Origin of the sequence: Sphingomonas sp. (genome assembly GCF_017744835.1) — a bacterium.
Lineage (GTDB): Bacteria > Pseudomonadota > Alphaproteobacteria > Sphingomonadales > Sphingomonadaceae > Sphingomonas.
In genome coordinates this window covers 800,245-826,471 of the sequence record NZ_JAGIAM010000003.1, presented here as the reverse complement: position 1 = coordinate 826,471, position 26,227 = coordinate 800,245, and the positions used below count along the sequence as shown (strand labels likewise).

General features: G+C 68.3%; 28 protein-coding genes. 15 read left to right on the top strand and 13 right to left on the bottom strand.

All coding sequences use genetic code 11. From position 1 onward, the window contains the following. Positions 1–18: 18 nt before the first annotated feature. The 3 genes from J7500_RS11770 to kduI all read left to right on the top strand — a co-directional run bounded on the left by J7500_RS11770 (position 19) and on the right by kduI (position 5,107). Positions 19–2,967 carry a TonB-dependent receptor gene (locus tag J7500_RS11770; protein WP_294061896.1) on the top strand — a complete coding sequence of 983 codons (2,949 nt, stop codon included), beginning with the start codon at positions 19–21 and terminating at the stop codon, positions 2,965–2,967. Between the two features lie 141 nt (positions 2,968–3,108). Continuing rightward, complete coding sequence (locus J7500_RS11765; protein ID WP_294061895.1) at positions 3,109–4,260, top strand: glycoside hydrolase family 88 protein; 1,152 nt, start codon at positions 3,109–3,111, stop codon at positions 4,258–4,260. Between the two features lie 10 nt (positions 4,261–4,270). Further along, entirely contained in the window at positions 4,271–5,107 is an 837-nt protein-coding gene (gene kduI / locus J7500_RS11760; protein WP_294061894.1) for a 5-dehydro-4-deoxy-D-glucuronate isomerase, read from the top strand. Positions 5,108–5,114: 7 nt separating this feature from the next. Here kduI and J7500_RS11755 read toward each other — a convergent pair whose 3' ends face one another. The 11 genes from J7500_RS11755 to J7500_RS11705 form a co-directional block, all read right to left on the bottom strand. Then, complete coding sequence (locus J7500_RS11755) at positions 5,115–5,525, bottom strand: hypothetical protein (protein ID WP_294061893.1); 411 nt, start codon at positions 5,523–5,525, stop codon at positions 5,115–5,117. A 41-nt stretch (positions 5,526–5,566) separates the two neighbouring features. After that, a complete protein-coding gene (locus tag J7500_RS11750; protein WP_294061892.1) occupies positions 5,567–7,018 on the bottom strand; it encodes a hypothetical protein in 1,452 nt (483 codons plus the stop codon). 125 nt (positions 7,019–7,143) lie between these two features. Continuing rightward, positions 7,144–8,061 (bottom strand): DUF6683 family protein, encoded by a 918-nt coding sequence (locus J7500_RS11745; RefSeq protein ID WP_294061891.1) that lies wholly within the window; start codon positions 8,059–8,061, stop codon positions 7,144–7,146. Between the two features lie 79 nt (positions 8,062–8,140). After that, positions 8,141–8,776, bottom strand: coding sequence for a hypothetical protein (locus J7500_RS11740; protein ID WP_294061890.1), 636 nt, complete (start codon positions 8,774–8,776; stop codon positions 8,141–8,143). 153 nt (positions 8,777–8,929) lie between these two features. Beyond that, on the bottom strand, positions 8,930–9,319 hold the full coding sequence (locus J7500_RS11735; RefSeq protein ID WP_294061889.1) for a helix-turn-helix transcriptional regulator: 390 nt from the start codon (positions 9,317–9,319) through the stop codon (positions 8,930–8,932). Further along, positions 9,316–10,143 carry a type III secretion system export apparatus subunit SctT gene (gene sctT / locus J7500_RS11730; RefSeq protein WP_294061888.1) on the bottom strand — a complete coding sequence of 276 codons (828 nt, stop codon included), beginning with the start codon at positions 10,141–10,143 and terminating at the stop codon, positions 9,316–9,318. Before sctT ends, J7500_RS11735 begins: the two co-directional genes overlap by 4 nt. Further along, positions 10,140–10,406 (bottom strand): type III secretion system export apparatus subunit SctS, encoded by a 267-nt coding sequence (gene sctS / locus J7500_RS11725; RefSeq protein ID WP_294061887.1) that lies wholly within the window; start codon positions 10,404–10,406, stop codon positions 10,140–10,142. Before sctS ends, sctT begins: the two co-directional genes overlap by 4 nt. A gap of 12 nt (positions 10,407–10,418) precedes the next feature. Beyond that, complete coding sequence (sctR, locus tag J7500_RS11720) at positions 10,419–11,114, bottom strand: type III secretion system export apparatus subunit SctR (protein WP_294061886.1); 696 nt, start codon at positions 11,112–11,114, stop codon at positions 10,419–10,421. Further along, positions 11,111–12,052 carry a FliM/FliN family flagellar motor switch protein gene (locus J7500_RS11715; protein ID WP_294061885.1) on the bottom strand — a complete coding sequence of 314 codons (942 nt, stop codon included), beginning with the start codon at positions 12,050–12,052 and terminating at the stop codon, positions 11,111–11,113. Before J7500_RS11715 ends, sctR begins: the two co-directional genes overlap by 4 nt. After that, entirely contained in the window at positions 12,049–12,366 is a 318-nt protein-coding gene (gene fliO, locus J7500_RS11710; protein WP_294061884.1) for a flagellar biosynthetic protein FliO, read from the bottom strand. The genes J7500_RS11715 and fliO overlap by 4 nt, the downstream gene beginning before the upstream one ends. A 28-nt stretch (positions 12,367–12,394) precedes the next feature. Next, positions 12,395–13,573: an EscU/YscU/HrcU family type III secretion system export apparatus switch protein gene (locus J7500_RS11705; RefSeq protein WP_294061883.1), complete on the bottom strand. Its 1,179-nt coding sequence runs from the start codon at positions 13,571–13,573 to the stop codon at positions 12,395–12,397. A gap of 605 nt (positions 13,574–14,178) precedes the next feature. Here J7500_RS11705 and J7500_RS11700 point away from each other — a divergent pair. The 12 genes from J7500_RS11700 to J7500_RS11645 are packed head-to-tail and all read left to right on the top strand — an operon-like array spanning position 14,179 to position 24,804. Then, positions 14,179–14,940: a lytic transglycosylase domain-containing protein gene (locus J7500_RS11700; RefSeq protein WP_294061882.1), complete on the top strand. Its 762-nt coding sequence runs from the start codon at positions 14,179–14,181 to the stop codon at positions 14,938–14,940. A 2-nt stretch (positions 14,941–14,942) separates the two neighbouring features. Continuing rightward, complete coding sequence (locus J7500_RS11695) at positions 14,943–16,907, top strand: flagellar biosynthesis protein FlhA (RefSeq protein WP_294061881.1); 1,965 nt, start codon at positions 14,943–14,945, stop codon at positions 16,905–16,907. Next, a complete protein-coding gene (gene sctC, locus J7500_RS11690) occupies positions 16,904–18,745 on the top strand; it encodes a type III secretion system outer membrane ring subunit SctC (protein ID WP_294061880.1) in 1,842 nt (613 codons plus the stop codon). The genes J7500_RS11695 and sctC overlap by 4 nt, the downstream gene beginning before the upstream one ends. Continuing rightward, entirely contained in the window at positions 18,742–19,962 is a 1,221-nt protein-coding gene (locus J7500_RS11685; protein WP_294061879.1) for a hypothetical protein, read from the top strand. The genes sctC and J7500_RS11685 overlap by 4 nt, the downstream gene beginning before the upstream one ends. Beyond that, positions 19,959–20,267: a hypothetical protein gene (locus J7500_RS11680; RefSeq protein WP_294061878.1), complete on the top strand. Its 309-nt coding sequence runs from the start codon at positions 19,959–19,961 to the stop codon at positions 20,265–20,267. Before J7500_RS11685 ends, J7500_RS11680 begins: the two co-directional genes overlap by 4 nt. Before the next feature lie 2 nt (positions 20,268–20,269). After that, positions 20,270–20,689 (top strand): hypothetical protein, encoded by a 420-nt coding sequence (locus tag J7500_RS11675; protein ID WP_294061877.1) that lies wholly within the window; start codon positions 20,270–20,272, stop codon positions 20,687–20,689. Further along, positions 20,686–21,432: a type III secretion system inner membrane ring lipoprotein SctJ gene (gene sctJ / locus J7500_RS11670; RefSeq protein ID WP_294061876.1), complete on the top strand. Its 747-nt coding sequence runs from the start codon at positions 20,686–20,688 to the stop codon at positions 21,430–21,432. Before J7500_RS11675 ends, sctJ begins: the two co-directional genes overlap by 4 nt. Next, a complete protein-coding gene (locus J7500_RS11665; protein ID WP_294061875.1) occupies positions 21,429–21,902 on the top strand; it encodes a hypothetical protein in 474 nt (157 codons plus the stop codon). The genes sctJ and J7500_RS11665 overlap by 4 nt, the downstream gene beginning before the upstream one ends. Next, a complete protein-coding gene (locus J7500_RS11660) occupies positions 21,899–22,489 on the top strand; it encodes a FliH/SctL family protein (RefSeq protein ID WP_294061874.1) in 591 nt (196 codons plus the stop codon). The genes J7500_RS11665 and J7500_RS11660 overlap by 4 nt, the downstream gene beginning before the upstream one ends. Next, positions 22,486–23,814 carry a FliI/YscN family ATPase gene (locus J7500_RS11655; RefSeq protein WP_294061873.1) on the top strand — a complete coding sequence of 443 codons (1,329 nt, stop codon included), beginning with the start codon at positions 22,486–22,488 and terminating at the stop codon, positions 23,812–23,814. Before J7500_RS11660 ends, J7500_RS11655 begins: the two co-directional genes overlap by 4 nt. Continuing rightward, the gene (locus J7500_RS11650; protein ID WP_294061872.1) at positions 23,804–24,256 is read left to right on the top strand and encodes a hypothetical protein; all 453 of its coding nucleotides are present in this window, start codon (positions 23,804–23,806) and stop codon (positions 24,254–24,256) included. Before J7500_RS11655 ends, J7500_RS11650 begins: the two co-directional genes overlap by 11 nt. Further along, positions 24,253–24,804, top strand: coding sequence for a hypothetical protein (locus J7500_RS11645; protein WP_294061871.1), 552 nt, complete (start codon positions 24,253–24,255; stop codon positions 24,802–24,804). The genes J7500_RS11650 and J7500_RS11645 overlap by 4 nt, the downstream gene beginning before the upstream one ends. Here J7500_RS11645 and J7500_RS11640 read toward each other — a convergent pair. After that, entirely contained in the window at positions 24,768–25,664 is an 897-nt protein-coding gene (locus tag J7500_RS11640) for a DUF1521 domain-containing protein (protein WP_294061870.1), read from the bottom strand. The genes J7500_RS11645 and J7500_RS11640 overlap by 37 nt on opposite strands. Further along, positions 25,661–26,125 (bottom strand): hypothetical protein, encoded by a 465-nt coding sequence (locus tag J7500_RS11635; RefSeq protein WP_294061869.1) that lies wholly within the window; start codon positions 26,123–26,125, stop codon positions 25,661–25,663. Before J7500_RS11635 ends, J7500_RS11640 begins: the two co-directional genes overlap by 4 nt. Positions 26,126–26,227 lie beyond the last annotated feature (102 nt).

Genomic DNA, 26,227 nt, shown 5'->3' with positions numbered 1-26,227 from the left:
TGAACTGGGAGAGGGAAAATGGGGAAGACGATTCTCGCGTCGGCGGTTTCGGCCGGCGCGCTCACATGCATTCTCGCCGCGGCGCCCGCCTATGCGCAGGCCGCCGGCTCTACCGAACCCGCTAGCCAGAACGCGCCCTCCGACAGCGCCCAGGCGGAGGGCGCGGCGGAGCAGGAAATCGTCGTCACCGGCTTCCGCGGAAGCCTCAGCCAGGCGATCGAGCTCAAGCGCGACTCGATCGGTTTCCGCGACTCGATCGTCGCCGAGGACATCGGCAAGTTTCCCGAAGCCAATGTCGCCGACTCGCTCCAGCGCATCCCCGGCGTGATCCTGTCGCGCGACGGCGCGTCGAACGAGGGACAGCGGATCAGCATCCGCGGCCTCGGCTCCGAATTCACCGTCACCACGATCAACGGCGCGCCGGTGCGCACCACCTCGGCGATGAACGTCGGCGGCTCGAGCCGCGACTTCAACTACGACGTCTTCCCGTCCGAGCTGTTCGGCCGTGTCGACGTGTACAAGTCGCCGCAGGCCAATCTCGAGGAAGGCGGGATCGGCGGCAACGTCGACCTGCAGACCCCGCGTCCGTTCGACAACAACGGCCGAGTGATCCGCTACAGCGCGCAGGCCAACTACAATACCCAGTCCAAGGAATGGCGCCCGCGCGGCTCGCTGCTGCTCAGCGACACCTGGGGCAATTTCGGCGCATTGTTCGGCGTCGCTTACGCGCAGAACGTCAACGAGCGCTCAGGCTTCCAGTCGACCGGCGGCGGCACCAGCGGCTACAACAGCTCGGCGCTCGGCCGCCGGCCATATTATGGAACGGTCCCCGCCAACACGAGCGGCCCGTTCAACTTCGAGCTCAACCTCGACAGCCCGCTCGCCAATTTCAGCGGCCTCACCCGATCGCAGATCGAGAACGCCTATCTGCCGCGCTTCTATCGCGTCTTCGCCTCGAACAACGAGCGCGAGCGCCTGGGCTTCGTCGGCTCGCTCCAGTACAAGAGCGACCGGTTCGAGGCGAGCATCGACGGCATCTACTCCGAGCTGACCGACCAGACCGACGAGTTCACCTTCGGCGTGCCGGTGCGCAACTCGCGCACGGTCTCGGGCAGCACTTCGGCACCCGGCACCGGCACCAATTCGGGCCTGATCCCACTCGACGTGCACATCGACGAGTTCAACAACCTCTACGGCACGTTCGGGAATTCGAGCCTGCTGACCGAGAGCTTCTACCGGGACTCCCACACCAAGTTCAAATACGGCATCGTCCGCGCGGCCTATGACATCACCGACACGCTGAAGCTCTCCGCGCAGGGCAACATCAGCGAGAGCACGGCGGTCTATTCCGAGAACCGCATCGTCTCGAACATCTACAGCGTCACGACGACCTTCGATCCGTCGGACAACATCACCTATCCGACGATCAGCTCGCCGGTCGATTTCACCGATACCTCGCTCTATCGCGCCCCGTCGCTGGGCTTCGCGATCAACGACGAGTTCGACCGGGAAAAGACCGCGCGGGCGGTGCTCGACTGGAAGCCGGTCGACGGCGGCGACCAGATGCTCGCGCTCAAGCTGGGCGCCAGCTATGTGTCGACCACCAAGCGGGTCCAGCGCCAGGACGGCAGCAGCATCGCCACCAACACGCACGCGCTTCCGAGCGGCGGAACCCTGGCGACCAACCCGCTGGGCGTGTTCGCCTATATGGACCCGTTCGTGCAGTTCGGCGAATTGGCGAACGGCGGCAACTCGGGATACCCGTCGCAATTCGCGACCTTCTCGCGCGATTTCGTGATGGACGTGCTCGACGCGAACGGCGCGAACCGCGCGGCGACGCCGGCGCTCAACCAGGCCTTCACGGCAGAGGAGATCGTCAAGTCGGCCTTCTTCGAAACCAGCTTCAAGATCCCGATCGGCAGCCACGCGCTACGCGGCAACTTCGGAATCCGCTATTCGGACACCAAGACGCTCATCAACAACTATCAGTCCGCCCCCGGCGGCGGGTTCACTCCCGCCGAGCGCGAGGGCGGCTATTCGGATCTCCTTCCTTCCGCGAGCTTCGCCTTCGACATCACGCCGAAGCTGGTGCTGCGCGGATCGGCGGGCCAGACGATCACGCGCGGTTCGCTGGCGACGATCGCCGCCGGCACGCGGGTGCCGAACATCTTCAATCCCCAAGTGACCGTCGGCAATCCGGACCTACGGCCGCAGCTCGCAACCACCTTCGACGCGGCCCTCGAATGGTATTTTGCGCCGGGCGGGCTGCTCAGCGGCGGCGTGTTCCAGAAGAATATCGTCGACCGGCCGTTCTCGGTCACCGAGCAAGTGCCGTTCGGCACGCTGGGGCTGCCGTCCAATCTCTTCAACTGCGCTTCGCTCGGCGCGGGAGCGTGCCCGCCGGCACTCGGCGGAAGCACGATCGATCCCAACTTCCTGTTCGACCGCACGATCACGGTGAACCAGAACGAGCTCAAGCTTAAGGGGCTGGAGCTCGCCTATCAGCAGAACTTCACTTTCCTCCCCAAGCCGTTCGACGGCCTCGGCATCACCAGCAGCTTCACGCTGATCGACCAGGAGGGCGACGACTTCGTCCTGACGACCGGTGACCGCATCGCGATGCAGGGCGTGCCGGACTATACGTACAGCGTGACCGCCTTCTACGAGAAGGGGCCGCTCTCGATCCGCGGTTCGTACAACTATCGCGCGAAGACCGGACAGAACTCGACGAACACCGGCAACAACCAGGTCCCCTATCTGGCGCCGCAGGCGTTCCTCGACGGCACGATCAGCTACAAGGTCAACGACCTGATCGAGCTGCGCATCGATGCGCTGAACATCACCAACGAGAACGTCTATTTCTATTACGAGGACCCGACCGGCCCGGACGGCAACGGGCAGAGCCGGCGCGACAACTCGTTCTTCAACGGCACGACAATCTCGTTCGGCGTTCGCGGACGGTTCTGACCTCCCTGGGGGGCGCTCGGGTTCGACGGGCGCCCCGTTTTTTGCCGGAGCCGGCACGCTGGCTCAACGGCGTTCGGGCATATAGCCTCGGCGATCCGCCGCGGCGCGAGCCCGGTTCGAATGATCTGGAGTAGGGCAAAAATGAAGCATCTCGCCTTGGCATCGGCATTGCTGGTCGCGACGCCGACCGCGGTTCTCGCGCAGGGCCCGGTCGCGGCGAAACCTGCGTCGTCGCCGATGGAGGCGGCGGCGCGGCTCGCCGACTGGCAGCTCAAGCAGATGCACGGCGGCACCGTCTCGCGCGCGACCGGCGAGACGCGCAACCCGCGCGCCTGGGAGCAGGCGGCGTTCTGGGTCGGGATGACGGCGCTCGCCGACGCTGGCGGCCCGCCGCGGATCCGCAAGGCGATCCTCGACATGGGCGCCGCCAACCAGTGGCTGCCCGGCGAAAAGCCCTATTTCGCCGACGATCACGCCATTACCCAATCCTACCTCTGGGCCGCGCGGAATGGCGCCGGAGAGGCGGCCCGGATCCCCGCGCAGCGCACCTTCGATCGCGTGATCAACGAGCCCGCCGTCACCTCGCTCGCCTTCTTCGTGCCGCCCCAGGGCTATGGCGCGGCCGAGTGCCTGAAGCGCTGGTGCTGGTGCGACGCACTGTTCATGGCGCCCGCCGCGTTGGTCGACTTGTCGCTCCAGACCGGCGACCCGCGGTACCGCGATTTCGCGATGCGCGAATTCTGGGCGACCACCGATTTCCTCTACGATCCCGCCGAACGCCTCTTCTATCGCGACAGCCGCTTCTTCGAGCGCCGCGACGCGCAGGGCCGCAAGGAATTCTGGAGCCGCGGCAACGGCTGGGTGTTCGCCGGCATGGCGCGGACCATCCCGCTGCTCGCCAGGGGCAGCGCCGACCGGGTCCGTATGGAGGGGCTGTTCCTCCAGATGGCGAGCCGGCTCAAGGCGCTGCAGAAGCCCGACGGCTATTGGTCGCCCTCGCTGCTTGCTCCCGAAGGCTCCCCGCCCGAGACGAGCGGTACCGCCTTCTACACCTATGGTCTCGCGTGGGGGATCAACAACGGGCTGCTGCCTCGGGGCGAATATGAGCCCGCAGTCCGGCTCGGCTGGGCGGCGCTGCAGCGCGCGATCCAGCCCGACGGACGGCTCGGCTATGTGCAGCAGGTGAGCGATCGTCCCGAGAAGGTCGACCCCGGCGACACCCAATATTATGGGGTCGGCGGCTTCCTGCTCGCCGCCACTCAGGTCGCCGCGCTCGACAAGAACGCGCGCTGAGGCCGTCGGCTTGTTCGAGAAGATCTATCACGCCGCGCATCCGGAGATGATGGACGGCGCCTCCAACCAGGCGCTGCGCGACCGTCACCTCGTCTCCGGCCTGTTCCGCCCGGGCGAGTTGGTGCTGACCTATTCGCACGGCGAGCGGTTCGTGATCGGCGGTGCGGTGCCCGCGGGCGCGGAGCTGCCTCTGCCGGTCCAGACCGAACCCGAGAGCGCCGCGGGCCATCCGCTGCTCGAACGCCGCGAACTTGGGGTGGTGAACATCGGCGAAGGCGAGGGTACCATCACCGTCGATGGCGAGGCGATCCGGCTCACCAAATATGAAGCGCTCTACGTGCCGATGGGCTCGCGCGACGTGCGGTTCGCGGGCGAGGGCGCGCGCTTCTATCTGCTCTCGGTCCCGGCGCACGCGGCCTTTCCGCTGCGCAAGATCACCGCGGCCGATACCAGTCCGATGCGGCGAGGCAGCCTGGAGACTTCCAACGATCGCACGATCTACCAGCTCATCCTGCCACACGTCTGCCAGAGCGCCTCGCTGTGCCTTGGCCTGACGCGGCTCGAGCCCGGCAGCGTCTGGAACACCATGCCGCCGCACGTCCATGAGCGACGCTCGGAGATCTACCTCTATTTCGACCTCGAGGAGGACGCGCGGCTGTTCCACTATATGGGTCGCCCCGACGATCTGCGTCACATCGTGATGCGCAACGAAGAAGTGGTGATCTCGCCGCCCTGGTCGGTCCATATGGGCGCGGGCACGCGCAGCTACAGCTTCATCTGGGCGATGGCGGGCGAGAACCTCGACTATAACGACATGGACGTGATCGACGTCTGCCAGCTGCGCTAGCGAACGATCAGCGGTCGAAGCGGACCACGTTGACCGGAACCGCTGGCGAGTCCGTCCTGGGCGCGATCCAGACTACGGCGAACGCCGAACTCCCGGAGCTGTAGGCGATCGCATTCTCCCTTAGCGACAGCACACCCTGCACGTCGCCGATCGCCTGCCAGCCCGCGGCATTCGCCCGCGCATCGTAATAGGTTCGCAACTGGCCGAGGTCCGCACCGGCGCGCGCTACGTAGCGCGTCACCTGCGGGCTGCCGTAGCGCGGCGCCAGCAGGTCGATGACATGCGCCAGCGCAGCTTGATCGGCGGCGGCGATCGTGTCCCCGAAGCCATATTCGGCGGAGCTGGCCAGCATCGCCGGAGGCTCGGGCACCTGGGCCGGGGAGGGCGCGCAGGCGCCGAGCATCGGCGCCGCCAGCATGGGCGCGCGCCACCGCCATGCCGAAGCGGGCGCCGCCCGCCTCAAGGCTGGGCGGTCCGCTGCACGGTGCTCAGCGTCGTGTTGAATGCGTTGCGGATGTCGTCGCCCACCGCGAGCTCCTGCGTGCTCGGATCGACCGGCAGCGCCGCGCGCTCGAGCCGCTGCGCCGGTGCCAGGCCATGATCCTCGAGCGCCCAGCGGATCGCATAATGCGTCCATTCCTTGGCGACGCTGGCGGTGGTGCCCACCGCGGTGGCGGCCGGCCCGCCGATCTTCGCCTTGTCGACGAGCGTCAGCGTCGAATCGAGCACCGAGGTCATCAGCTCCTGCTGCTTCTTCACGTCGGTCGACCAGGATTGCGCGCCGGCATAGGTCGCCCCGACGAAATAGCCGAGCGCGCCCGCGTTCTCGCGGCGGTCCTGCGAGCCGCCGTTGGCGACCTTTACCTGGCTCACCTGGTCGAGCCGTGCGGCCGGATTCTCATTCAGTCCGTTTCCGAGCTGGAGCTTGGCCATGATCTCGCCCAGCTTCTTCTCCTCTCCGCCCTCCATCAGCGCCCGCGAGTAGGTGGCGAGATCGGAGCCGTCGAGCGTCTCGCTGTTGTAGGCGAGCTCGCGGACCACGCCGGTGGTATCGCTGTCGAGGATCTTGGTTAGGCTGTCGGCGATGGTTTTCATCGTCTCGTCCTTGCCGCTGATGACCGGCTGTCCCATGAAGCCGCTGGTCTCGCGCACGCCGCGCAGCGTGTCGGCGCCGGCATCGAAGATCCGGGCCTTGATGTCGGGGTCGGAGATCGACGCGGCGGCGTCCATCAGCCCGGTGAACTTCTCGGCATTCCAGCTGACGCTGGGCGATCCCATGCCGGAGGTCATCGTCTCGTCGATCGATGCCGACATCACTGCGCGCAGTTGGTCGGGGCTCAGCGTCTTGAAGGCATCGCCGGCATAGGCGCTGCCCTTCAGACTGGTGAGCACCTTACCCACCGCCGCCGCTTCGGGATCGGCCTTGTGGCTCTCGGTGCTGAAGACATGGCTCTCGATCCAGTCCTTGCCGCCGGTGACCTTGGCCTTCATCGCCTCGACATATTGGACCTTGTCGTAGCTTGAGGCGTGCGTCGCCACGGCGTCGGCCAGCTCGCCGACGCGATTGAAACCGTCGGTCCCGTCATCGGTCCTGGCGAAGGCGTCGCTCACTGCCGCCAGGCTCTGGCCGTCGAGCTTCTGGGCGAGGTCGGTGAAAAGGTCGCGCCGCTCGTCCGCCGAATAGCCGCCGTTGCCGAACCAGTCGCCGTCGACCGCTTCGCTCGCGAACTTGTCGAGCTGGCCCTGGCGCTGCAGCTCGTCGATCACGGCGTCGGCGTCGCTGGCGGAGAGGCCTTGGAGCTTGCTCCGGATGTCGTTCATCTCGCCATGACTGGTCGTGTTGAACCAGCCCGAGCTGTCGAGCTTTCCCTTGATATAGTCGACGGCGGCCTGTTGGACGGGGCTAACCATGGTCTTCTCCTCGCGGGAACGCACCGGAGCGGCTCCGGCATCGCCCCTTCATGACCTTGGTCGAGCCCCGGGGCCCTCCACGATTCGATTAGACCGCCTAAACGATTCGATTAGTGCGCCAGGCGTCAGCCGCGCCCGCGCGTGAGCCAGATAAGGCCGCCGACGCCACCCAGCGCGGCGAGGGCAGCAGGTGCGTAGAGGAGCGTCGTGGCGTCGGACCCGAAGGCTGCCCGCGCCTTCCTTGATTCGCCGGGCAGCGCAGGCGCGACAGTGCTGCCCGCGCTGGCCGGAACGAAGCCATGCTCGGTCAGGGCCATCGTCGTCAGATCGATGCCCATGCGCTTGGCGCCCTGGTTCACGGCCGCGCCGAACTGTTGCATGCGCCCGGGATTGCTCCTGTTCTGGTCGACCGCGGCGTCGACCAGCGCCGTCTGCACCAGCAGCGCCTCGGCAAGCTCCTGTTTCGCCGCATCATTGGCGGAAGCTATCTCGCGGGCCGAGCCCAGCGCCCGCGCCATCTGCGCGCGCACAGCCTGGGCCGTGCCCCGGCTGGGCGTGTCGTTGCGTCCCTGGGTGGCATTCCAGGCGCTGATCATCCAGATCGCATAGGCGTCGGCAACATTGTCCACGCCTAGTCCGAGCGGCGCGAGGGACTTGCCCAGTCGCTCGATGAAATCGCCCTGCGCGAACAGCCGTTCGAGATCCTGCGCGTTACCGGCGTCGATCTTGCGGGTCTTGCTGACGAACTGCGCCAGGTTCGCGGCGCGGCGCGACTTGGATGGGCTGAAGCGCAGCTCTGCCAGGTCCGCCGCCGCCGGCGCTCCGGTCGGCGCAGCGAAGAAGCGTTGCTGCTCCTGCGCGCTGCCCCGTCGCCGTGCCTCGCCGCGCGGCGCATCCCCGCGCATCTGGTCGCGCAGACGCAGGCCCAGCGTATCGGTTCCAGTCACCGAGGGAATGATCGTGCTCCAGCCCATGTCCTGTGCCGAGGCCGCCGCCGGCCAGAGCAGCGTCAGGCCGAGCAGGAGTGAGAGCGCGCGCTTCATGGGACCCTCCGTTCAAAAACGAGTGGGGAGGGCGAGTATAGACCCGCCCTCCCGGTACGTGAAAGCTTGGGATCGAATGTTACTGTTTGCGGGCCATGCTGCTGAGGCCTTCGCCGATCGTCTTGATGACCGTGCTGCTGGCGTTCATCAGATAGGAGAATTCCTGGCCGGCGACCTGCAGGTCGGTGGAGGCCTTGACCGACTTGTTGCTGCCCTGCTTGTCGAGCGCCTGGGCCATCTTGTCCATGTCCTCGACCTTCTTGTCGAGCGCCTCGGCCATCGAGTCGGCGATGACCTGCAGCCAGCTGCGTTTGCCGCCCGCCGCAGCCTTCTTGGCCTCGGCCATGTCGTGGCCGCTCTTGAAGGCATCCGCGAGCTGCTGGAACATGTCCTTCGAGTCCTGCTCGGCGGCGCGCTGCAGCTGGCCCTGCTGGGCGGGGGTCAGGTTGCCGGACTGCGCGAGCTGCGACACCGCTTCGGCGATCGAGGCCGGGCCGCCGATCGTGCCGGTCGAGGCCGAGAAGGCGTTCTGCGCCAGGTTGATGACGCCCTGCGGGAGGCCGAGCTGCTGTCCAAGCTGGCCGATGACTTCCTTCATGATCGCCGCGCCCAGCGTGCGCGTCGCCAGCGCTGCCCAGCCGCCGGGCCCCGTCAGCGCCAGGCCGAGGTTGACAGGATTGAAGAGTGAACTGCCGATACCGAAGATGCCGCTCATGACGCTTCCCTTCCGCTGAGAATTTCGGGCTCCTCGCGGGGAGCCGGCCGGTTGCGGCTTCCCACCGCGACAGTCGGAAAAGTGCCGCAGAGCTCGCGGCGGCGCGCTCGACGATTCGTTTAGGTCGCCTAAACGATTCGCTTAGGGAGGCGCTCATTCGAGCGGCAGGAAGAGCAGTCCCGCCAGGCTGTTGAGTTCGCGCACGCCGTCGAGATCCAGCTTGCGGATCGCATTGTTCATGTGCGTGCGGACCGTGTTCTCGGTCATGTTGAGCAGCGTGGCGATGTCGCCGTTGGCGCGGCCCCAGCCGAGGAAGCGCAGCACCGCCGCCTCGTTGCGAGTGAGCGTCTGGAGGCCCGTCAGGTGGAGCAAGGGCACGCGCCATCCGGCAACGACGAACTCCCCGATCGTGATCTCGCGCGCATGGGCGTCACGGCGCGCCTCGGACTCTCGCAGCAGCTCCACGAGCCGCGCAAGCTCCTCTGCGTCGGTCGGCCCTTCGGGCGCGCCGAGCGCCGGCCGCGGGGCCTGCGCACCGCTCATCGCGGCTGCCCGGTGCGCTGGAGCACGCCGCCGGCGATCTCCGCGCGCGTGCCGAGCTCGGCGACGATCGCCTGACCGAGCAGCGGAAGCGTCAGGATGATCACGAACACCGCCGCCGCGGCCTTGATCGGCATCGCCATGGCGAAGACGTTGAACGACTGGGCGAAGCGGTTGAGGAAGCCGAGCGCCGCGTCGATGACGTAGAGCACGGTCAGCACCGGCGCGGCAAAGATGAAGGCGAGCGCGAACAGCCGCCCGAACTCGCCCTCGAAGAACTGCACTGCGCGCATGTCCACTGCGATCCCGCCGGGCCCGAGTGGCCAGACGATGTAGCTCGCCATCACCGTGCCGACGAGCAGTGTCAGCCCGCCCGCCGTGACGAACACCACTTCCGCAAAGCGCCCGAGCAATATGCCGGTGAGCGAGGTGGTGGTGCCGCTCAGCGGATCGATCAGCTGTCCGATGGTCGCACCCACCTTGGTGTCGATGATCTCGCCCGCGGCGCCCATCGCCCACATCACCGTGCCGAAGAACAGGCCGATGATCCCGCCTGCCGCGGCTTCCTTGAACAGCATCCGCACCCAGTCCATCGCGCTCAGCGTGCCGGGTGCGAAGTCCGGCTGGACCGCGAGCGCGACCAGCCCGAAGGTGACGATGATGCTGTTGCGCACCGTCCCCGGCATCACTTCGCGCGAGAAGATCGGCACGAACACGAAGGCAAAGGCGAAACGTGTCGCCGCCACCCCGACGGTGAGCAGCTGGTCGAGCCAGGGCATCGCCGCGAACAATGGGATGCCGACTCCGTGGGGCGCCGCCTCGATCATCGGCCGACTCCGGCCAGGCCCGAGAAGATCGAGTCGGCATAGCCGTAGAGCGTGCCTGCCATCAGGCTGGCGGTGACGAAGATGCTCACCACGATCGCGAAGAATTTGAGCGTGTACTGGAGCGTCTGCTCCTGGAGCTGGGTCGCCGCCTGGACGACCGCGACGAGCAGGCCGACCACCGATGCTGCGATGATCGGCGGCGCCGAGAGCAGCAGCACCAGCCAGAGCGCCTGAGTCGTCAGCGTGACGATGTCGTCGCTCATCGTGCGCCTCCGTCAGGCATAGGACAGCACCAGCCCGTGGCTGAGCTTCACCCACCCGTCGACGAGCACGAACAACAGGATCTTGAACGGCAGCGAGATGGTGACCGGCGAGAGCATCATCATGCCCATCGCCAGCAGGATGTTCGAGATCACCATGTCGATGACGAGGAAGGGCAGGAAGATCAGGAAACCGATCTGGAAGGCGAGCTTGAGCTCCTTGACCACGAACGAGGGGATCACGATCACGAAGTCGCTCTCCTTGAGCTCGTTCGCCTTGGCCGGATCGCCGATGCGCTGCTGGGTGCGCAGGAAGAAGGCCCGCTCGCGCGGGTCGCTGTGCTTCATCAGGAACTCGCGCAGCGGCTCCTTGGCGCGGTCGGCGGTGGCGAAGATGTCGCCGGTGCTCTCGATCGGATTCTCCACGGACTGCGGCTCGCCGGGCATGGTCGGCGTCGCCGGGCCCTGGATCGCGGCGGCGGCCTGCATCTTGCCCAGCGTCGGGTACATCACGAACAGGCTCAGGATCAGCGCCAGGCCGTTGAGCACCAGGTTCGGCGGCACCTGCTGGAGGCCGAGCGCGTTACGGACCAGGCTCAGCACCACGACGATCTTGGTGAAGCTGGTGACCATGACTGCGAAGAACGGCGCCAGCGCGATCAATATGACCGTGATCAGCGCCGAGCCGGGAGTGAATTCGGCCAGGTTCACGCTTGCGCCTCCGCCCCATCGACTTCGACTTCGATTGGCCGGGCATCCACGTCCTCGATCCCGGCGCGTTCCTCGATCAGCACCGCGAACCTGTCGCCCAGCTGGACCAGTTCGCCGCGCGCGAGCAGTCGGCCCGCGACCAGCAGCTCGACCGGCATTCCCTCGGTGATCGGTCCTAGCGGCAGCGCGGTGCCGGGACGCAGCGTGGCAAGGCTTGCGGCGCTGGTCGCCCGTTCGGGCAGGCGCACGGTGAGCGGCACGGCGAAGTCGCGCGGAGCAGCGGAGTCGGCAGCCATCGGGTTTCCTTCGGGATGCAGAGTGAAGCTTCCGGAGAAGAGATCGAGCTGGCCGGTCCGCGCCGCGCCGTCGCTCGCCTCGATCGTCGCGCCCGGGCGGGCGCCGATCAGCACCAGATCGCCCGCGGCGAGCGCGCCGGCCTCGTCGACGCCGATCCGCGGGCCGGCGACGAGCAGCCGCAGCACCAACGGGAGCTGCGACTCGGCGGGGCGCAACGCGCGCGCCTGGGCTTCCCATTGCGGGCCGGCACGGTGATCGAGCGGAAAGGCGATCGTCACGCCGACGTCCTCGGCCGCGAGCGAAAGGATGAGGCCCGGCTCGGGCTCGCCGTCGTCGACTGTCTCGGGTTCGAACGTGACGCCTAGCGCGCGCTCGATGCGCATAAGCAGCGGGTCAGCGCGGTCGAGCAGCGCCACCGCATCGCCCACGCGTTCGGGTGCGAGCGCCGGGCCTCCGGGAACGCGGAAGCGCACGCCGTCGGGACAGGCGAACCAGGGGCCGGCAGGGGCATCCCGAACGATCGAGGCGCCGATACCGTCGGCCTCGAGCAGCGCGACCAGCGCCTCGGCAAGCGCGGCGCTGCCCGGCGCGACTCGCGGCAAGGCATGGAGCGCTTCGGGGCGTAGCACGGTCGCCATCATGGCCGCACCCGCCGCAGCTCGTCGGGCGGCGGCGATCCGCCCGGCCAGCGCGCGAGCAGGGTGATCGAGCCCGTCGTCACGCCGACGAGCATCGTCTCGCCGCGCGCCTCGATCAGCACCACTCGCTCGCGCTGGCCGAGCGGCATCGAACGCAGGAAGCGGATCGGCTGCTCGCCCTCGCCATCGGCGCGCACGCCGAGCTGGCGGTCCTGGAACTTCTTGAGCAGCCAGATCACGCCCCACGCCATGCCGAGCACCAGCGCGAGTGCCAGCACGACGGCCAGGATCGACGAGACTACGGCTCCGATACCCATGCGCTTCTCGATCTCCTTGCTTTGCGGGTCAGTGCGCCGGGGCGGCGGCAGGGACAGGTGGTGCCGGGTTCGGCCGTGAGGGACCGTCCATGTCGTGCCACATCGGCGCCTCGCCTCCGCGCGCCTTGGTCGCCCAGAGGATCACGGCGGCGATCGCGTCGAACATGTCCTCGGGCACGATCTCGCCGATCTCGCCGCGGGCCCATAGCGCGCGCGCGGTCTTGACGTTGCGGATGATCGGGACGCCCGCCTGCTCGGCCTCGGCGCGCATCGACGCAGCCAGCGCGCCAGCGCCCTTGGCGGCGATCACCGGGACCGGGCAGGTTTCGCGATCATAGTCGAGCGCGATCGCGATATGGGTGGGATTGACCAGCAGCGCGGCCGATCCGCGCGTGGCGCCCAGCATGTTCTGGCTTGCCCATTCCTGGTGCAGGTCGCGACGCATCGACTTGATCTGGGGATCGCCCTCGTCCTCCTTGTGCTCCTGTCGGATGTCGCGGCGGCTCATCTTCATCTTCTTGATGAAGCTGTGCTTGGCGTAGATTCGGTCGGCGACTGCGACGAACAGGAAGACGGCGACTGCCATCGCCAGCATCCGGATCGTGAGCGACCAGGTCTGGCCCAGCGTTGCCATGGCCGCAACCGGGCCCGAGTCGTCGATCGGCGATGCGCCGGCCAAGCGGATGATCTGGCCCGAACCCGCGACCGCGCTGCGGAACACGGCATAGCCGATCGCGCAGATCAGCGCCGCTTTCACCAGCGTCTTGGCGAGCTCGAACAGCCCGTCCTTGCCGAACATCCGCTTCAATCCCTCCATGGGATTGAGCTTCTCGAGCCCGAACTTCATCTTCTCGGTGGTGAGGACGGGGCCGATCTGGAGGAATTCGGTGATCGTCGCGATGGCGGCGATCGGCACCAGCGTCACGAAGGTGATGCGCACCAGCGTCTCGGCGGCGTCACGGCCGATCGCCGTCGCCGCGCTTTCGAAGGGGAGGGTGGTGGCTCCCTCCAGCGCGCTCGAAGCCAGCCGCGCGATCTCGCCGGCCGCATAGCCCGACACGCCAAGGAAAACGATCAGCCAGGCAAGCGTGAGCAGTCCAGTGCCCAAGTCCTTGGACTTGGCGACATCGCCCTTCTTGCGCGCGTCGCGCAACTTCTTGGGTGTCGGAAGCTCGTTCTTGTCCCCGCCGTCTTTGCCTTGGGCCATGCTTGCGCATTCTCCCGCGTCGACATCCGCCAACGGCAGTAAAAGCCGCGGCATGATCTCGTCAGCCCGAGCAGGACTATGGATGACTGCCCGTGGGGCGGGACAGCCAAGCTCCTATTACTTCCCGCAGGCACGGCACTGCGGTCAACCGCTGGAATCGTGCGCCGAGTCGATCAGGCAAAGTCTAAGCCATTGTAAAATATGGTTAACAAGTGATTCGCCGAAGATGAACCGTGCATCGAACGCGTTGGTCGGCCCGTCGATTCTCGTTTCGAATACGTAATAAAAAAAAGTTCCGGCCGTTTTAGCGCAATTCATCGTGACACGAACACAACTGACCGCGATATGCGCGATTTCAAAAAAACCCAATCAATGACTTGAAACTGAAAGAAAAGACCGACAGGCTTTAAGTGTTCCCGGACGGGCAGGACGGGGGCTGTGGGGCATCGTGCTGAGACAATTGTCGGCCGCAAAGGTCGACAGGTGGTTCGGGGAGCGATGCAACTATGGTGTCTGCGTTCGGTAAAGCGTTTGCCCTTGGGCTCGTCACCGGAATTGCCGCGCTGCCGGCGCCGGCGAGCGCGCGGGACGATCCCCCGCCACCCATGCCCTGTCCCCTGACCGCGCCGCTTCGCGTGCCCGACGGTGCGTCGGTAGCGGGCCTGCGTACCTTGAGCCAATGCTCGGCCATCCTAGTCGCGCCAGCGACTCCAGGCGAGGTCGCGCCGCTCGAGGACAGGCGGATCAGCCCGGAGGCGCCGACGCTGCGCCGTAGCAGTGGCGCCCGGCTCGCCGCGGTCGGCGGCGGCGTACCGGTTCCCGCCGAGCCTGCCGCGAAGGGCCCGATGCGCGTCGCGGCGATCGCCCCGACCAAGCCCGAGCCGGTCGATCTCGGCGCCGCGCTCGGCCCGGTGAGCGGCGAGTCGATCCTGGCGATGCGGCCGGTTTCCTACACCACGCGCTATGACGCTATGATCAGCCGCGTCGCGGCGAGGCACCGGATCGATCCGCTTCTCCTCCACGCGGTGATCGATCAGGAATCGCGCTACCAGGCCAATGCGACGAGCCCGGCGGGCGCCCGCGGGCTGATGCAACTGATGCCCAGCACCGCCCGGACGCTGAATGTTCCGGGCGCCGCGATCGCGGATGCCGAGGCGAACGTTGACGGCGGCGCACGGTTGCTCCGCCACCTCCACGGCCGCTTCAACGACTTCAATCTCACCCTTGCGGCGTACAACGCAGGCGAAGGTGCGGTGCGCAAATACGGGAACCAGGTGCCGCCCTATCCCGAGACGCAGAACTATGTCCGCAGCGTGATGACCCGATACGAGCGGCTCGTCGCCGAGCAGGCATCCGGAAGCCGCTGATCGTGATCCGCGGCATCCCCCTCCAACGCATCGGCGCGTTGCCCATCCGGGTGGCGGACATCTTGCTTGTCGGCGTGCTGGTCACGGTCGTCATGCTGATGATCGTGCCGATGCCGCCGCTGGCGCTCGACCTGCTGATCGCGACCAACATGACCGTCGGCATCCTGCTGCTGTTGAGCAGCATGTACGTCGCGAAGCCGCTCGACTTCTCGACCTTCCCGACGGTGCTGCTGCTCTCGACGCTGTTCCGGCTGGCGATCAGCATCTCGACAACGCGGATGATCCTCACCGAAATGAACGGCGGCCATATCGTGCGCCAGTTCGGCGAGATGGTCGCCGGCGGGAATCTCGTCGTCGGGCTCGTGGTGTTCCTGATCATCACGGTCGTGCAGTTCATCGTCATCTCGAAGGGCGCCGAGCGCGTCGCCGAAGTCGCGGCGCGGTTCAGCCTCGATGCGATGCCGGGCAAGCAGCTCTCGATCGACAGCGATTTGCGGTCGGGCATCCTCAGCAAGGACGAGGCGCGCGAGAAGCGCCGCACGCTCGAGCTGGAGAGCAAGCTCCACGGCAGCCTCGACGGCGCGATGAAGTTCGTGAAGGGCGATGCGATCGCCTCGATCGTGATCGTGCTGGTCAATCTGATCGGCGGCCTGGCAGTGGGGATGCTCTACCACGAGATGTCGGCGACGGAGGCTGCGGCGACCTTCTCGATCCTGACCATCGGCGACGGGCTGGTGGCGCAGGTGCCCGCGCTCTTCTCGGCGATGGCGGCGGGCCTGCTCGTCACGCGCACCACCGACGAGGAGCGCGACCGCGACCTGGGGCCGGCGATCGCCCGCCAGATCTCGGGCAAGCCGCACGTGCTGATGATCGCCGGCGGACTCGCGATCCTCCTCGGGCTGGTGCCCGGTTTTCCGACGCTCGTCTTCTTCACGCTCGCAGCCGCACTGCTCGCCGGCGGTATCGCCAGCCACCCAACCTCGGGCGCATGGGTGCGCGCCAAGCTTGGCCTCGTGCCTGCCGGCAGCCCGATGCTTTCCGGCGAGACAGTGATCGAAACGCGTGCGCTCCCCGCGCTTGACGCGCTGCGCCTGACCGTAGGCATGACCGCCGACCGTCCGGAGTTCCGTGCCCTCGCCGAGCTCGTCCGCACGCGGATCGCGGCGCTCCAGGAACGCAGCGGCATTCCAATCCCAGATCTGCGGATCGTCTCCGGACCGGCGGCCGGGCACGAGGGAAGTTGGGCGCTCTCCGCGCACGATGCCCCGCTCGGTGCCGGTGTGGTCGAGAGCGGCGATCCGGCGACGACGATCGGCACGCGCGTCGAGCAACTGCTCGATCGCAATCTGGTGCTGTTCCTGGGACTGCAGGAAGTCACCGATCAGCTCAACCGGCTCGGCGAGAGCCATCCCGAGGTGGTCAAGGAAGCCGTGCGCGCCGTACCCACCGGCCGTATCGGCGAAGTCCTGCGCCTGCTCGCCGAGGAGCGCGTGCCGCTGCGCAACTTCCGTGACGCGATCGAGGCGATCGGCGAGGTCGGCCAATATGAGCGCGAGGCCGTCGCCATGGCCGAGCGTGTGCGGATCGCGATGCGCCGCCATTTGATCGCACCGCTCTGCGATCAGGGCCGGCTGCGCGTGCTGATCGTCGGCGCCGAGCTCGAGGACATCATCCGCCAGACGCTCACCCCGGTCGACGGCCAGATGCGGCTGGCGATCAATCCGCACCAGATGCGCGCGCTCAACATGCTGCTCGCCGAGCAGATAGCCGCCTCGAACGCTCGCGCCGTGCTCACCGCACAGGACCTGCGCCGGCCGCTGCGCCTGCTGATCGCGGGCGATCTGTTCGACGTGCCGGTGATCTCCTTCAACGAACTGAACCCGGCGGTGCCGCTGGACATCGTGGGCGAGCTAAATTCCGTCCCCGAGAGCCTGGCGAACCAGCTGCAGGACGAGCTTGCTCTATGACGATCCGGCCAATGCATTTCTGGACGATGCTCGCCTGCGCGGCGCTGGCGGCGGCCTCCGCGCCTGCCTCCGCCGAAGTGCCGCCGTTCCCCGAGAAGACGATCACGCTCACTGCGCGCAACCAGCGCGTCGACGCCGCCGTGACCGACCTGTTCGGCCAGGCGGGCCTCAAGGTGAAGGTCAGCTCGGCGGTGTCTGGCAAGATCAACGGTGTCTTCGTCGGCAGCCCGCGAAAGATCTGGGACCAGCTTTCGCGCGCCTTCAATCTGGTCGCCTATTATGACGGCGCGGTCGTCCGTATCTATTCGAGCAGCGAGATCCAGTCGCGCAGCTTCAACGCCGCCGATCCTTCGGGCGTGGTGCGCAACGCGCGCAAGATGCGCATCCTCGACGGCGCCAATACCGTCATTGCCGCGTCGAACGCCGTGAGCGCCACCGGCGTGCCCGCGTTCCTCGATCGCGTGGCGCAGCTCGCCGGCATGACCCAGCCCAATCCCGCGATCATCCAGGCCTCGACCACGCCGTCGGACGCCGCGGTGATCTCGCCGCTGCTGGGTCCGGCGCCGCTCGGCACCGTCAGCAGCGCGCCGATGCGCTCGCGCGTGCTGAGCGGCGCCAGCACGCGGTCGCCCTATGAAGTGCGGATCTTTTATCTCCGCTATGCGCGCGCCGACGACACCATCCAGAAAAGCTTCGACCGCACCGTCACCATCCCCGGCGTCGCCTCGATCCTGCGCGGGATGATGGGGGACGGGCGCCCGTCGGAGACCGTCTCGACGAGCGGCGCCAATTTCGACGTCCAGCGCCAGTCGTTGCCGCGGCTCGGCGGGCGCGGGCTCAACGCCATCCCGCCGGACGAGTCGCAGCGCAGCTTCGATCAGCAGGGCACGCCGGGGCTCGACACGGTCGTGGTCAAGGAAGCGCCCGTGCGCGACGTCAACGGCCCGCGCGTCGAGGTCGATCCGGCCAACAACGCCGTGCTGATCCGTGACCGGCCGGAGTCGATGGGCGTCTATGAAGACATCGTCCGTGCGCTCGACGTCGAGCCGCGCGGCGTCGAGATCGAGGCGACGATCCTCGAGCTCGACACCACTCGGCTCAAGGAGCTGGGGCTCGACATCGGTCTGCGCGTCGGCGGCTTCGCGGCGCTGTTCGGCGGCAAGGCGAGCAACCCGGCGGAGAATTTCTCGAGCGGGAACGCCGCGGCCGCCTATCTCACCGGTTCGCTCGACCTGTTCGCAGTCCGTATCACTGCGCTGGAGAAGAGCGGGGCGCTGCACGTCGTCTCGCGCCCGCGGCTCAGCACGCTCAACAACATCCCGGCGGTGTTCAACAACCAGGTCCAATATTATGTCCGCGTCGCCGGCGACCGACAGGTCGATCTCTTCCCGGTGACCGCGGGTATGGTGATGCGCGTCAATCCGTCGATCCTGTACGACGGCGGCGAGCTGCGCACGCGCATGTCGATCGAGATCCTCGACGGCTCGCCGACCGGCATGGTGGTCGACGGCATCCCGGCCGTGAAACAGTCGAGCATCAACACCAGCGCCGTGGTCAAGCAGGGCGAGAGCCTGCTGATCGGCGGGATGACGATCGACACCCAATATGACTTCAAGTCCAAGACCCCGGGCCTAGGCGACATACCGGTGCTCGGCCAGGCGTTCCGCAAGCGCAAGAAGGGCGGGCAGCACCTCGAGCGGCTGTTCCTGATCACCCCGCGCATCCTGTCGCAGCGCTCGCAGGTCGCCGCCCAGCCGACCTCGACCACGCCGATCCCGCTCGATCAGCTCCAGGCGATCGCCGAGAAGGGCAGCAAGTCGCACAGGAGGCGGCGGTGAACGCGCCCTTCCTCTCGCCCACGGTCGGCACGCCGGTGCTGCGCGTGCTCAGCGGCCGGCTAAGCGGCGCCGAGCACCGGCTGCACTCGGGCAAGTTCGTGCGCATCGGCCATGGCTTCGACCATGACATCGTGCTGCGCGACGCGACCACGCGCGGCCTCTCGATCGAGCTCGACCTGGGCGAGGAGATGGCCAATGTCCGCGTCGTTGCGGGGCAGATCGGCCTGCTCGGCCGGCCGGTCGCGGCGGGCGAACAGGTGGCGCTGCCCGCCTATGTGCCGATGATGCTCGGCGGCTTCGCCGTCGCGATCGGCGACCCCGCATCCGAACGCTGGGAAGAGGCGGCGCGGCTCTCGACGATGATCGCCCCGGCGGGCGAGCCGCAGGAGATCGCGGCCCATGCGCATGCGGCGCTCGGCGAGCGCGTGGCGACGCGGCTGTACCCGATGCGCGGCGCGCTCGCGCTCGACCGCCATTGGCCGGTGTACGCGCTGTTCGCGGCGGCGTTGCTGCTGCTCCTGGCGCTAGCCGGCCCGGCGACCAAATGGGTCTCGAGCCAGTTCCACGACGGCGCCGCCGATCAGTCGGTGCTCGCCGCTGCCGGCTTTGGCGGCCTGACCATCACCGAAGGACCCGCGGGGCCGGTGATCAAGGGGATCGTCAAGGACGATGCTGCGCTCGCCCGGCTGCGCCTGCTCGTCGCGCAGCGCATCGGCGCCGCGACGCTCGACGTCGACACGATGGACGGGCTCGCCGCCGCTGCCACCGATCTGCTTCGCGCGCAGGGCGTGGACGGGGAGGCGGTGCCGCGTCGCGGCAATGCGCTGCTCGTCACCGCCGAGTTCCTGCCGGCCGATCGCCAGGCCGAGCTCGCGCGGCTGATCCGCGAGGACGTGCCGGGAATCACCCGCGTCCAGTTCGCCGCCGATCCCGCGCGCGGCGACCGCGACCTGCAATATTTCTTCTCGGGCTCGGAATATGGCCTCGCGACCTTCGTCGACGGCGATCCGGGTTACATCACCACTGCCGATGGCACGCGCTGGTTCGCCGGCGCGCAGGTGCCGACCGGGCACCGGATCATCGCCATTGGCAACGGCCGCGCCAGCTTCGAGCGCAACGGCCAGATCGAGGAACTCGTCCTGGGGCCGCAGACGCCGCCCGCCCCGGGCCAGCCAGTCGCAAAGGGTGGCGCAGCAAGCGAAGGGACGGAGTCATGACCAATCCGATCAACAGCGCGTCGCTGGGCACGCTCATCTCGCTCGGCAACATGGGCACCACCGAGACGCGCACCGGCAAGGGCAATTGGTTCGAGGCGTTCGGCGAGGCCTGGGGCAAGGCGCTCGACAATCAGGCCGATGCGATCACTGCCCAGTCCGACGTCGTCTCGCAGGGCGGGGACAAGCCCTCGGACATCACGCAGCTCACCACCGAATCGATGCGGATGAGCTTCATGGCCAACAGCTCGCACAGCTCGATCGACAGCGTTTCCAAGGCGCTCGAGACCATGGCACGGAAGAACTGATCATGAGCATCGAATCCATCGGCGCGCTCGTCGCCTCCGTCGCCGGTCCTGCCGGCGCGGGGCCGACCAGCGGGCGCGCGTTCGACCTCCTGCCGCCGGGGGAAGCCGGATTGAGTCCCCGGCTTGAGGGCCGCTTCGAAGCCGCGCTTGAACGCGCCGGCGGCATCGAGGCGACCGTACCCGCCGGCCCGATCCCGCCAGCGCTCAAGGGCATGTTCAATGCGCTCGACCAGGTGAACGTCCAGGCCCGCTCGGTCTCGCGCTACGCCCAGGCGGCGGAGGCGAGCGGCGGCCAGCTCACGCCGGGCGAGATGGTGCAGCTCACGATGAAATGCTCGGAGTTCATGTTCCAGGCGCAGCTAACTTCCAACATCGCCAACCGCAGCTCGGACGGCGTGCAGCAACTGTTCAAGCAGCAATGACGCGCTGGCAGGCCCGCGCCGCGCCGCTATTGCTGCTGCTCGCTGCGGCCGGCCTGGGAGGCTGCGGCAGGCAGGAAGTCTATGGCAAGCTGAGCGAGGCGAGCGCCAACGAGATGATCGCCGTGCTCCACCAAGCCGGCATCTCGGCGAGCAAGGTCGCCGGCGAGAAGGAGACGTGGAGCATCGCGGTGGCGCAGAGCGACTTCGCCCGCGCGGTCGAGACGCTCCGCGCACACGGGCTGCCGCACGAGGAATATGATTCGCTGGGCTCGGTGTTCAAGAAAGAGGGCTTCACCTCCACGCCGCTCGAGGAGCGCGCCCGGCTGATCTATGGCCTGTCGCAGGAGCTCAGCCGCACGATCAGCGACATCGACGGCGTGGTCCAGGCGCGCGTGCATTTGACCATGCCCGAAGCCGATCCGCTCTCGCGCGAGGCCAAGCCTTCGGCCGCGTCGGTGTTCGTCAAGTACCGCACCGGCTTCGACCTGCGCAGCCAGACCGGCGCGATCAAGGCGCTGGTCACCAACGCGATCGAAGGGCTAACCTACGACCGTGTATCGGTGGTGATGGTGCCCGCCCAGACGCTGCCGATGCTTCCGCAGGACCAGGGCATGGTCTCGGTCACGACGCTGGTCCGCGGCCTGGCGGCGCTCGCCGCGCTGGTCGTGCTCGGCTTCGCGGGCAGGGCGCTGTTGCGGATGCGGCGAGTCAAGCGCGGCCTTCCGGATACGGTGCGGTCATGAGGGGCGAAGCGCTGCGGCAGCGCCATGCGATGCTGGCGGCGCTGGCGCCCGATACGCGCGGCGAGCGCTTCGCCCGGCGCGTCGCAGGGGAGGCGGGGCCGAGCTTCGCCGATCTCGCCAAGCTCCCGGACTGGCTCTGGGCCGGCCCCGAGCAGCGCCGACGGATCGCCGCGCTCGCTGCGCTCCTCAAATATCGCGCCGCGATCGACGCCGAGCTCTCCGGCCCACGCCTCGCCCGGCTCGCCGAAACCGTAGGCGAGGATCTGCTCGACGCTGCCTGCGCAGCCGAACCCCCGGAGGAGAGCGCCACTACACTACCTCCGCCCGAGCAACTGCTTGCCGCCGGCGAGTCCCTGCTCGAGGCCGGACTGCCCGCCTGTCTCGCACCCTGCTTCCCCGGCGCCCGCGACGAACCCCGCGCCCGCGCGCTGGCAGCACAAGCGAGCGCGATCGCCGAGGCACTCGCATGACCTTCCACCTCATCCACACCGACGGCGCCACGCTGCTGGGCAGCGACACCCCGGTGATCAAGTGTGCCGAGCGTTCGGACTTCCGCAACGCGATTGCGCTTTTCCAGGCCGCCGCCGCAATCCGCGACCAGGCCTCCGCCGCCGTCGAAGCCGCCCGACTCAACGCCCGCGCCGAAGGCCTCGCCGAAGCACGCGCCGCCGTCGACGCTGCGTTTACCGAGCAGATCGCAACCTTTGCCGAAGCAATTGAGCGGCACGAGATAGCTCGCCGCGCCGACATCGCCGCCGCCGCGCTCGCCGCCGTCCATGCGATTCTCGGTACCCTCGAAGACGAGACGCTGATCGCCGGCATCGTCGAGCGCACGCTGGCGCGCTTCCCGGCCGAAGGGTTGGTCACCGTGCAGGTTGCGCCTGCGACGGCCGAGCCACTCGCCGCCGGGCTGGCGGGCCTCTCGCATGTCGTCGTCGCCGCCGATCCCGCGCTCGGTTCTACCGACTGCGTGCTGCGCACCAGCGCCGGCCAGGTCATCGCCAGCCTCTCGGTCCAGCTCGACGCGCTCGCCAAGCGCTGGGGCCTCGCCGCATGACGCGCCCCGCCGACACGCTTGCTTTGGTCCGCGCGCTCGATGCCGCGCCGATGTTCGAGCAGCACGGCCGTATCACCGGCGCGCTCGGCACCACGCTGCGTGTCACTGGCGTTCGCGCGCGGATCGGCGAGAGCTGCGAGATCGTCGACGCCGAGACCGGCTATGCGCTGTGGGCCGAAGTCATCGGCCTCGCCGAGGGCGGAGCAATCCTGACTCCGCTCGGCGACTTGCGCGGCCTCTCGCTCGACAGCGATGTGATCCTGCGCAGCGGCGAGGACCGCACGCCGTACGGCGCCGACATGTTCGGCCGCGTCCTCGACGCACGACTCCAGCCGCTCGACGGGCTCGGGCCGGTACGGCGCGGCGCCGACCGGCCGATCCACGGCGTCGCCCCCAATCCGATGCACCGCCGCCCGGTCGACCGCGCTATGGAAACCGGCATTCGCGCGATCGACGGGCTGCTCACCATCGGCGTCGGCCAGCGCGTCGGCATCTTCGCGAGCGCCGGCGGCGGCAAGTCGACGCTGCTCGCTAATCTCGCCCGCCAGGCGAAGTGCGACGCGATCGTGATCGCGCTGATCGGCGAGCGCGGCCGCGAGGTCCGCGAGTTCATCGAGGAGACTCTCGGCGAGGAAGGGCTCGCCCGCTCGGTCGTTGTCGTCTCCACCTCCGATCGCCCGGCGATGGAGCGCGTCCGCGCTGCGCACGTCGCCACCGCCATTGCGGAGGGGCTGCGTGACGAAGGCCGGCACGTGCTGCTGCTGATGGACAGCGTCACTCGTTTCGCCCGCGCGCTGCGCGAGATCGGGCTGGCGGCCGGCGAGCCTGCGGTCCGGCGCGGCTTTCCTCCTTCGGTCTTCGCCGAGCTGCCGCGGCTGTTCGAGCGCGCCGGCGCCTCGGCCGAAGGCGCGATCACTGCGCTCTACACCGTTTTGCTTGAGGACGAGGAAGGCGATCCGATCGGCGAGGAAGTCCGCTCACTGCTCGACGGGCACATCGTCCTGTCGCGCAAGCTCGCGGCGCGCGGCCATTATCCGGCGATCGACGTGCTCGGCAGCCTCTCCCGGCTCTTCCCTCGGCTTGCCACCACCGGGCAGCAGCGCGCCGCGGCGGGGCTGCGTGCGATGCTCGCCAAGCTCGACGAGATCGAGCTGCTCGTCCAGCTCGGGGAATATGCGCCAGGTAGCGACCCGCTCGCCGACCGCGCGCTCGCCGAGCGCGGCGCTATTCAGGCCTTTTTGCGCCAAGCCCGCGACGATGTCGCGCCGCCCGCTCAGACCGTCGCCCGCCTGCGCACATTCGAGGAGATCGACCATGGCCGTTGACCGCCAGGCAGCAACATTGGCGCGCGTCGCGGAAATACGCGGCACACGGCTCGCGCGCGCCGCCGGCGAGACCAGGGCAGCCGCGGACGAGACCGCCGCCGCTGCCGAGCGTGCCCGGATGCAGCGCGCCGCCGCCGCCACGGCGCGGGACGAGGCGCGCCAGGCCTTCGTCGCCACGCCGACCTGCAGCCAGGCCCGGCTGTGGCTCGATCGCACCATCGCGCTCGAAGCCGGCGCCACCGCCGACATGGCGGACCGGGCGGCACGCGCGGAACTGGCGCGCGAGGCGCATGACGCTGCGCTGGCTGCCGTCGGCCGGCACCAGGTCCGCAGCGACACGATCGCCAATCATCACCGCGCGCTGCTGCGCACCGAGGCGCGCCGCGCCGAGGACCACGTCGAGGCCGAGGCGCCGATGCCGCTCGGCACGAGGATATTGTGAACGACGCCCCGCCGCCGCGTCTCGCCTCCCGGCCAGCGCCGCAGCCGCGCCGAGCCGAGAGCGCGCCGGCCGAGCCCTCGCCCAATCATCGCCGCGCCTTCGCCGAAGCACTCGCGCGACACGACGGCAAGCCGCGCGGCAGGAATCCCTTCGAAGATACGTCCCCAGGGCTCGCCGCGCTGGCCATCCCGCGCGAGTTCGCTGCCGCCATGCTTGCCGAGGCGCGGACGATCCCCGGCGAAGTCGACCCCGCCTTCCATGCCCAGCTCGACCGCATCGCCGCGGCTATCGCCGAGTTCGCCGCCAAGGGCGCCGAGCCCGAAGTCCATCTCCAGCTCCCGCTCGGCGGCTACAAGGTGGAGGGGGCGGTGCTCGGCCGCGATCTCGCTGGCCAGCTCAATGTGCTGCTCATCCCGTCGAGCGCGGTCCCGCCTGCGCTCGCCGCGCAGTGGAGCGAGCAGCTTCAGGAGCGGCTGGTCCGTCGCGAGCTGCGCGTCGGCAAGGTCGCGGTTCAGGCTGGCGCGCGGCGCGCGGTCGCGCCTGCATAGAGCGCGAGCTGCCGCTGGATCTCGGCCCCGGCGCGGCGGCCGCCCGTGTCCACTCGGTTGCGGCCGATCGTCAGCATCAACGAGTCGATCTGGTTGTAGGTGACGAAGCTCGTGATCGCCCTGGAGATCTCGCCCAGGCTCAAAGTCCGCTTGCCCGGGCCATATTGCCGCCCGGGCGCGGTCTGGTCGAACACCGCCTGGGTGACATCATTGCCATATTCGTCGCTCCAGCGGCCGGTGAGATCGTTGACGATCGTCAGCCCGTCGCGCGTGGCGGCATCGACTGCCTCGCCGTCGAGGCTCTGCGCCACCGCCAGATCGCCGAGCACGGTCTCGGCGATGCCCGTGATCACCATTGCCCGCGTGTCCCTGGTGACCGTCAGCCGGTCGAGCCGGAACAGGTCGGCGACCGCGGCGTCTGCGACGGTCTCCATCGTGATCTTGGTGCCGTTGCCCAGCTCGACGCTGGTGGTGCCCCAGAAGCGCGCGGCCTGCGCGCCGTCGAGCGCGATCATCGCCGCGCCCCATACCAGCATCGTCTCGCCGGTCTCGCCATTGGCAACGAACACTGCCGATTGCGCCTCGTCGATCGAAAGCGAATAACCGTCGCCCAGATCGAAGAGCACGCTGCCGATCGCGATTGCCTTCACTTCGAACGCCGGCTCGCCCGAAATAGCGGGAAGGCCCTCCGCGGGCGCGACGAAGATCGCGACATCGGCGGTCTGGGGCAGCAGCGCGGCGCTGTCGGCAGGGGCGGCGATGGGATCGACGAGCACCACTTCCGCCACCAGCAACGTCGCGTCGCCAGGCAGCTGTGCCGGGATGCTGTCGACCGCCGCGGACGCGACGGGCGCGGTCACGCTGGGATTTCCTCGCGCAGGCGGAAGATGCCGGCCTCGATCGCCGCGAAGGCGTAATCGGCATCGGTCGAGCCCGGCCGGCCGTCGTGGTCGACTAGGTTGAAGTGCAGCCCCGCTACCGCGCCTAGGACCGAGCTGCGCGGCTTCGCCGCGAGCAGCGATGCCGCCTCGCTGGTGAATTCATGGAGCGCGCGCGCGATACGGCCGGCGTCGGCGGGGGTGCAGCCCAGCGCGCTGGTCAGCTCGCGGGAGATCTGCTCGACTCCGTACAGGTCGCCGGTCAGCCCGCCGGAGCGGCCGCGGCCCTGGCCGGTCAGCCCGAGCTCCTTCGCAAGCGTGGTTGCGACGCGGCTCGCGAGCGTGGTCATCGCGGTCGCCGCCAGTTCGCCGGGGGGCGCTACGCTGCCGGTGGCGCCAAGCGAGGCGCCCTGGACGCGGCCGGCGCCGATGGGCTGGATCATCTCGGATACTCGTCGGGCAAGTGGAACATGTCGTCGTAGATAGCGCTTCGGGCTACTTCGCGCGCTCAACGAATCGCTTAGGCAGAGTTACGGAACCTCGAG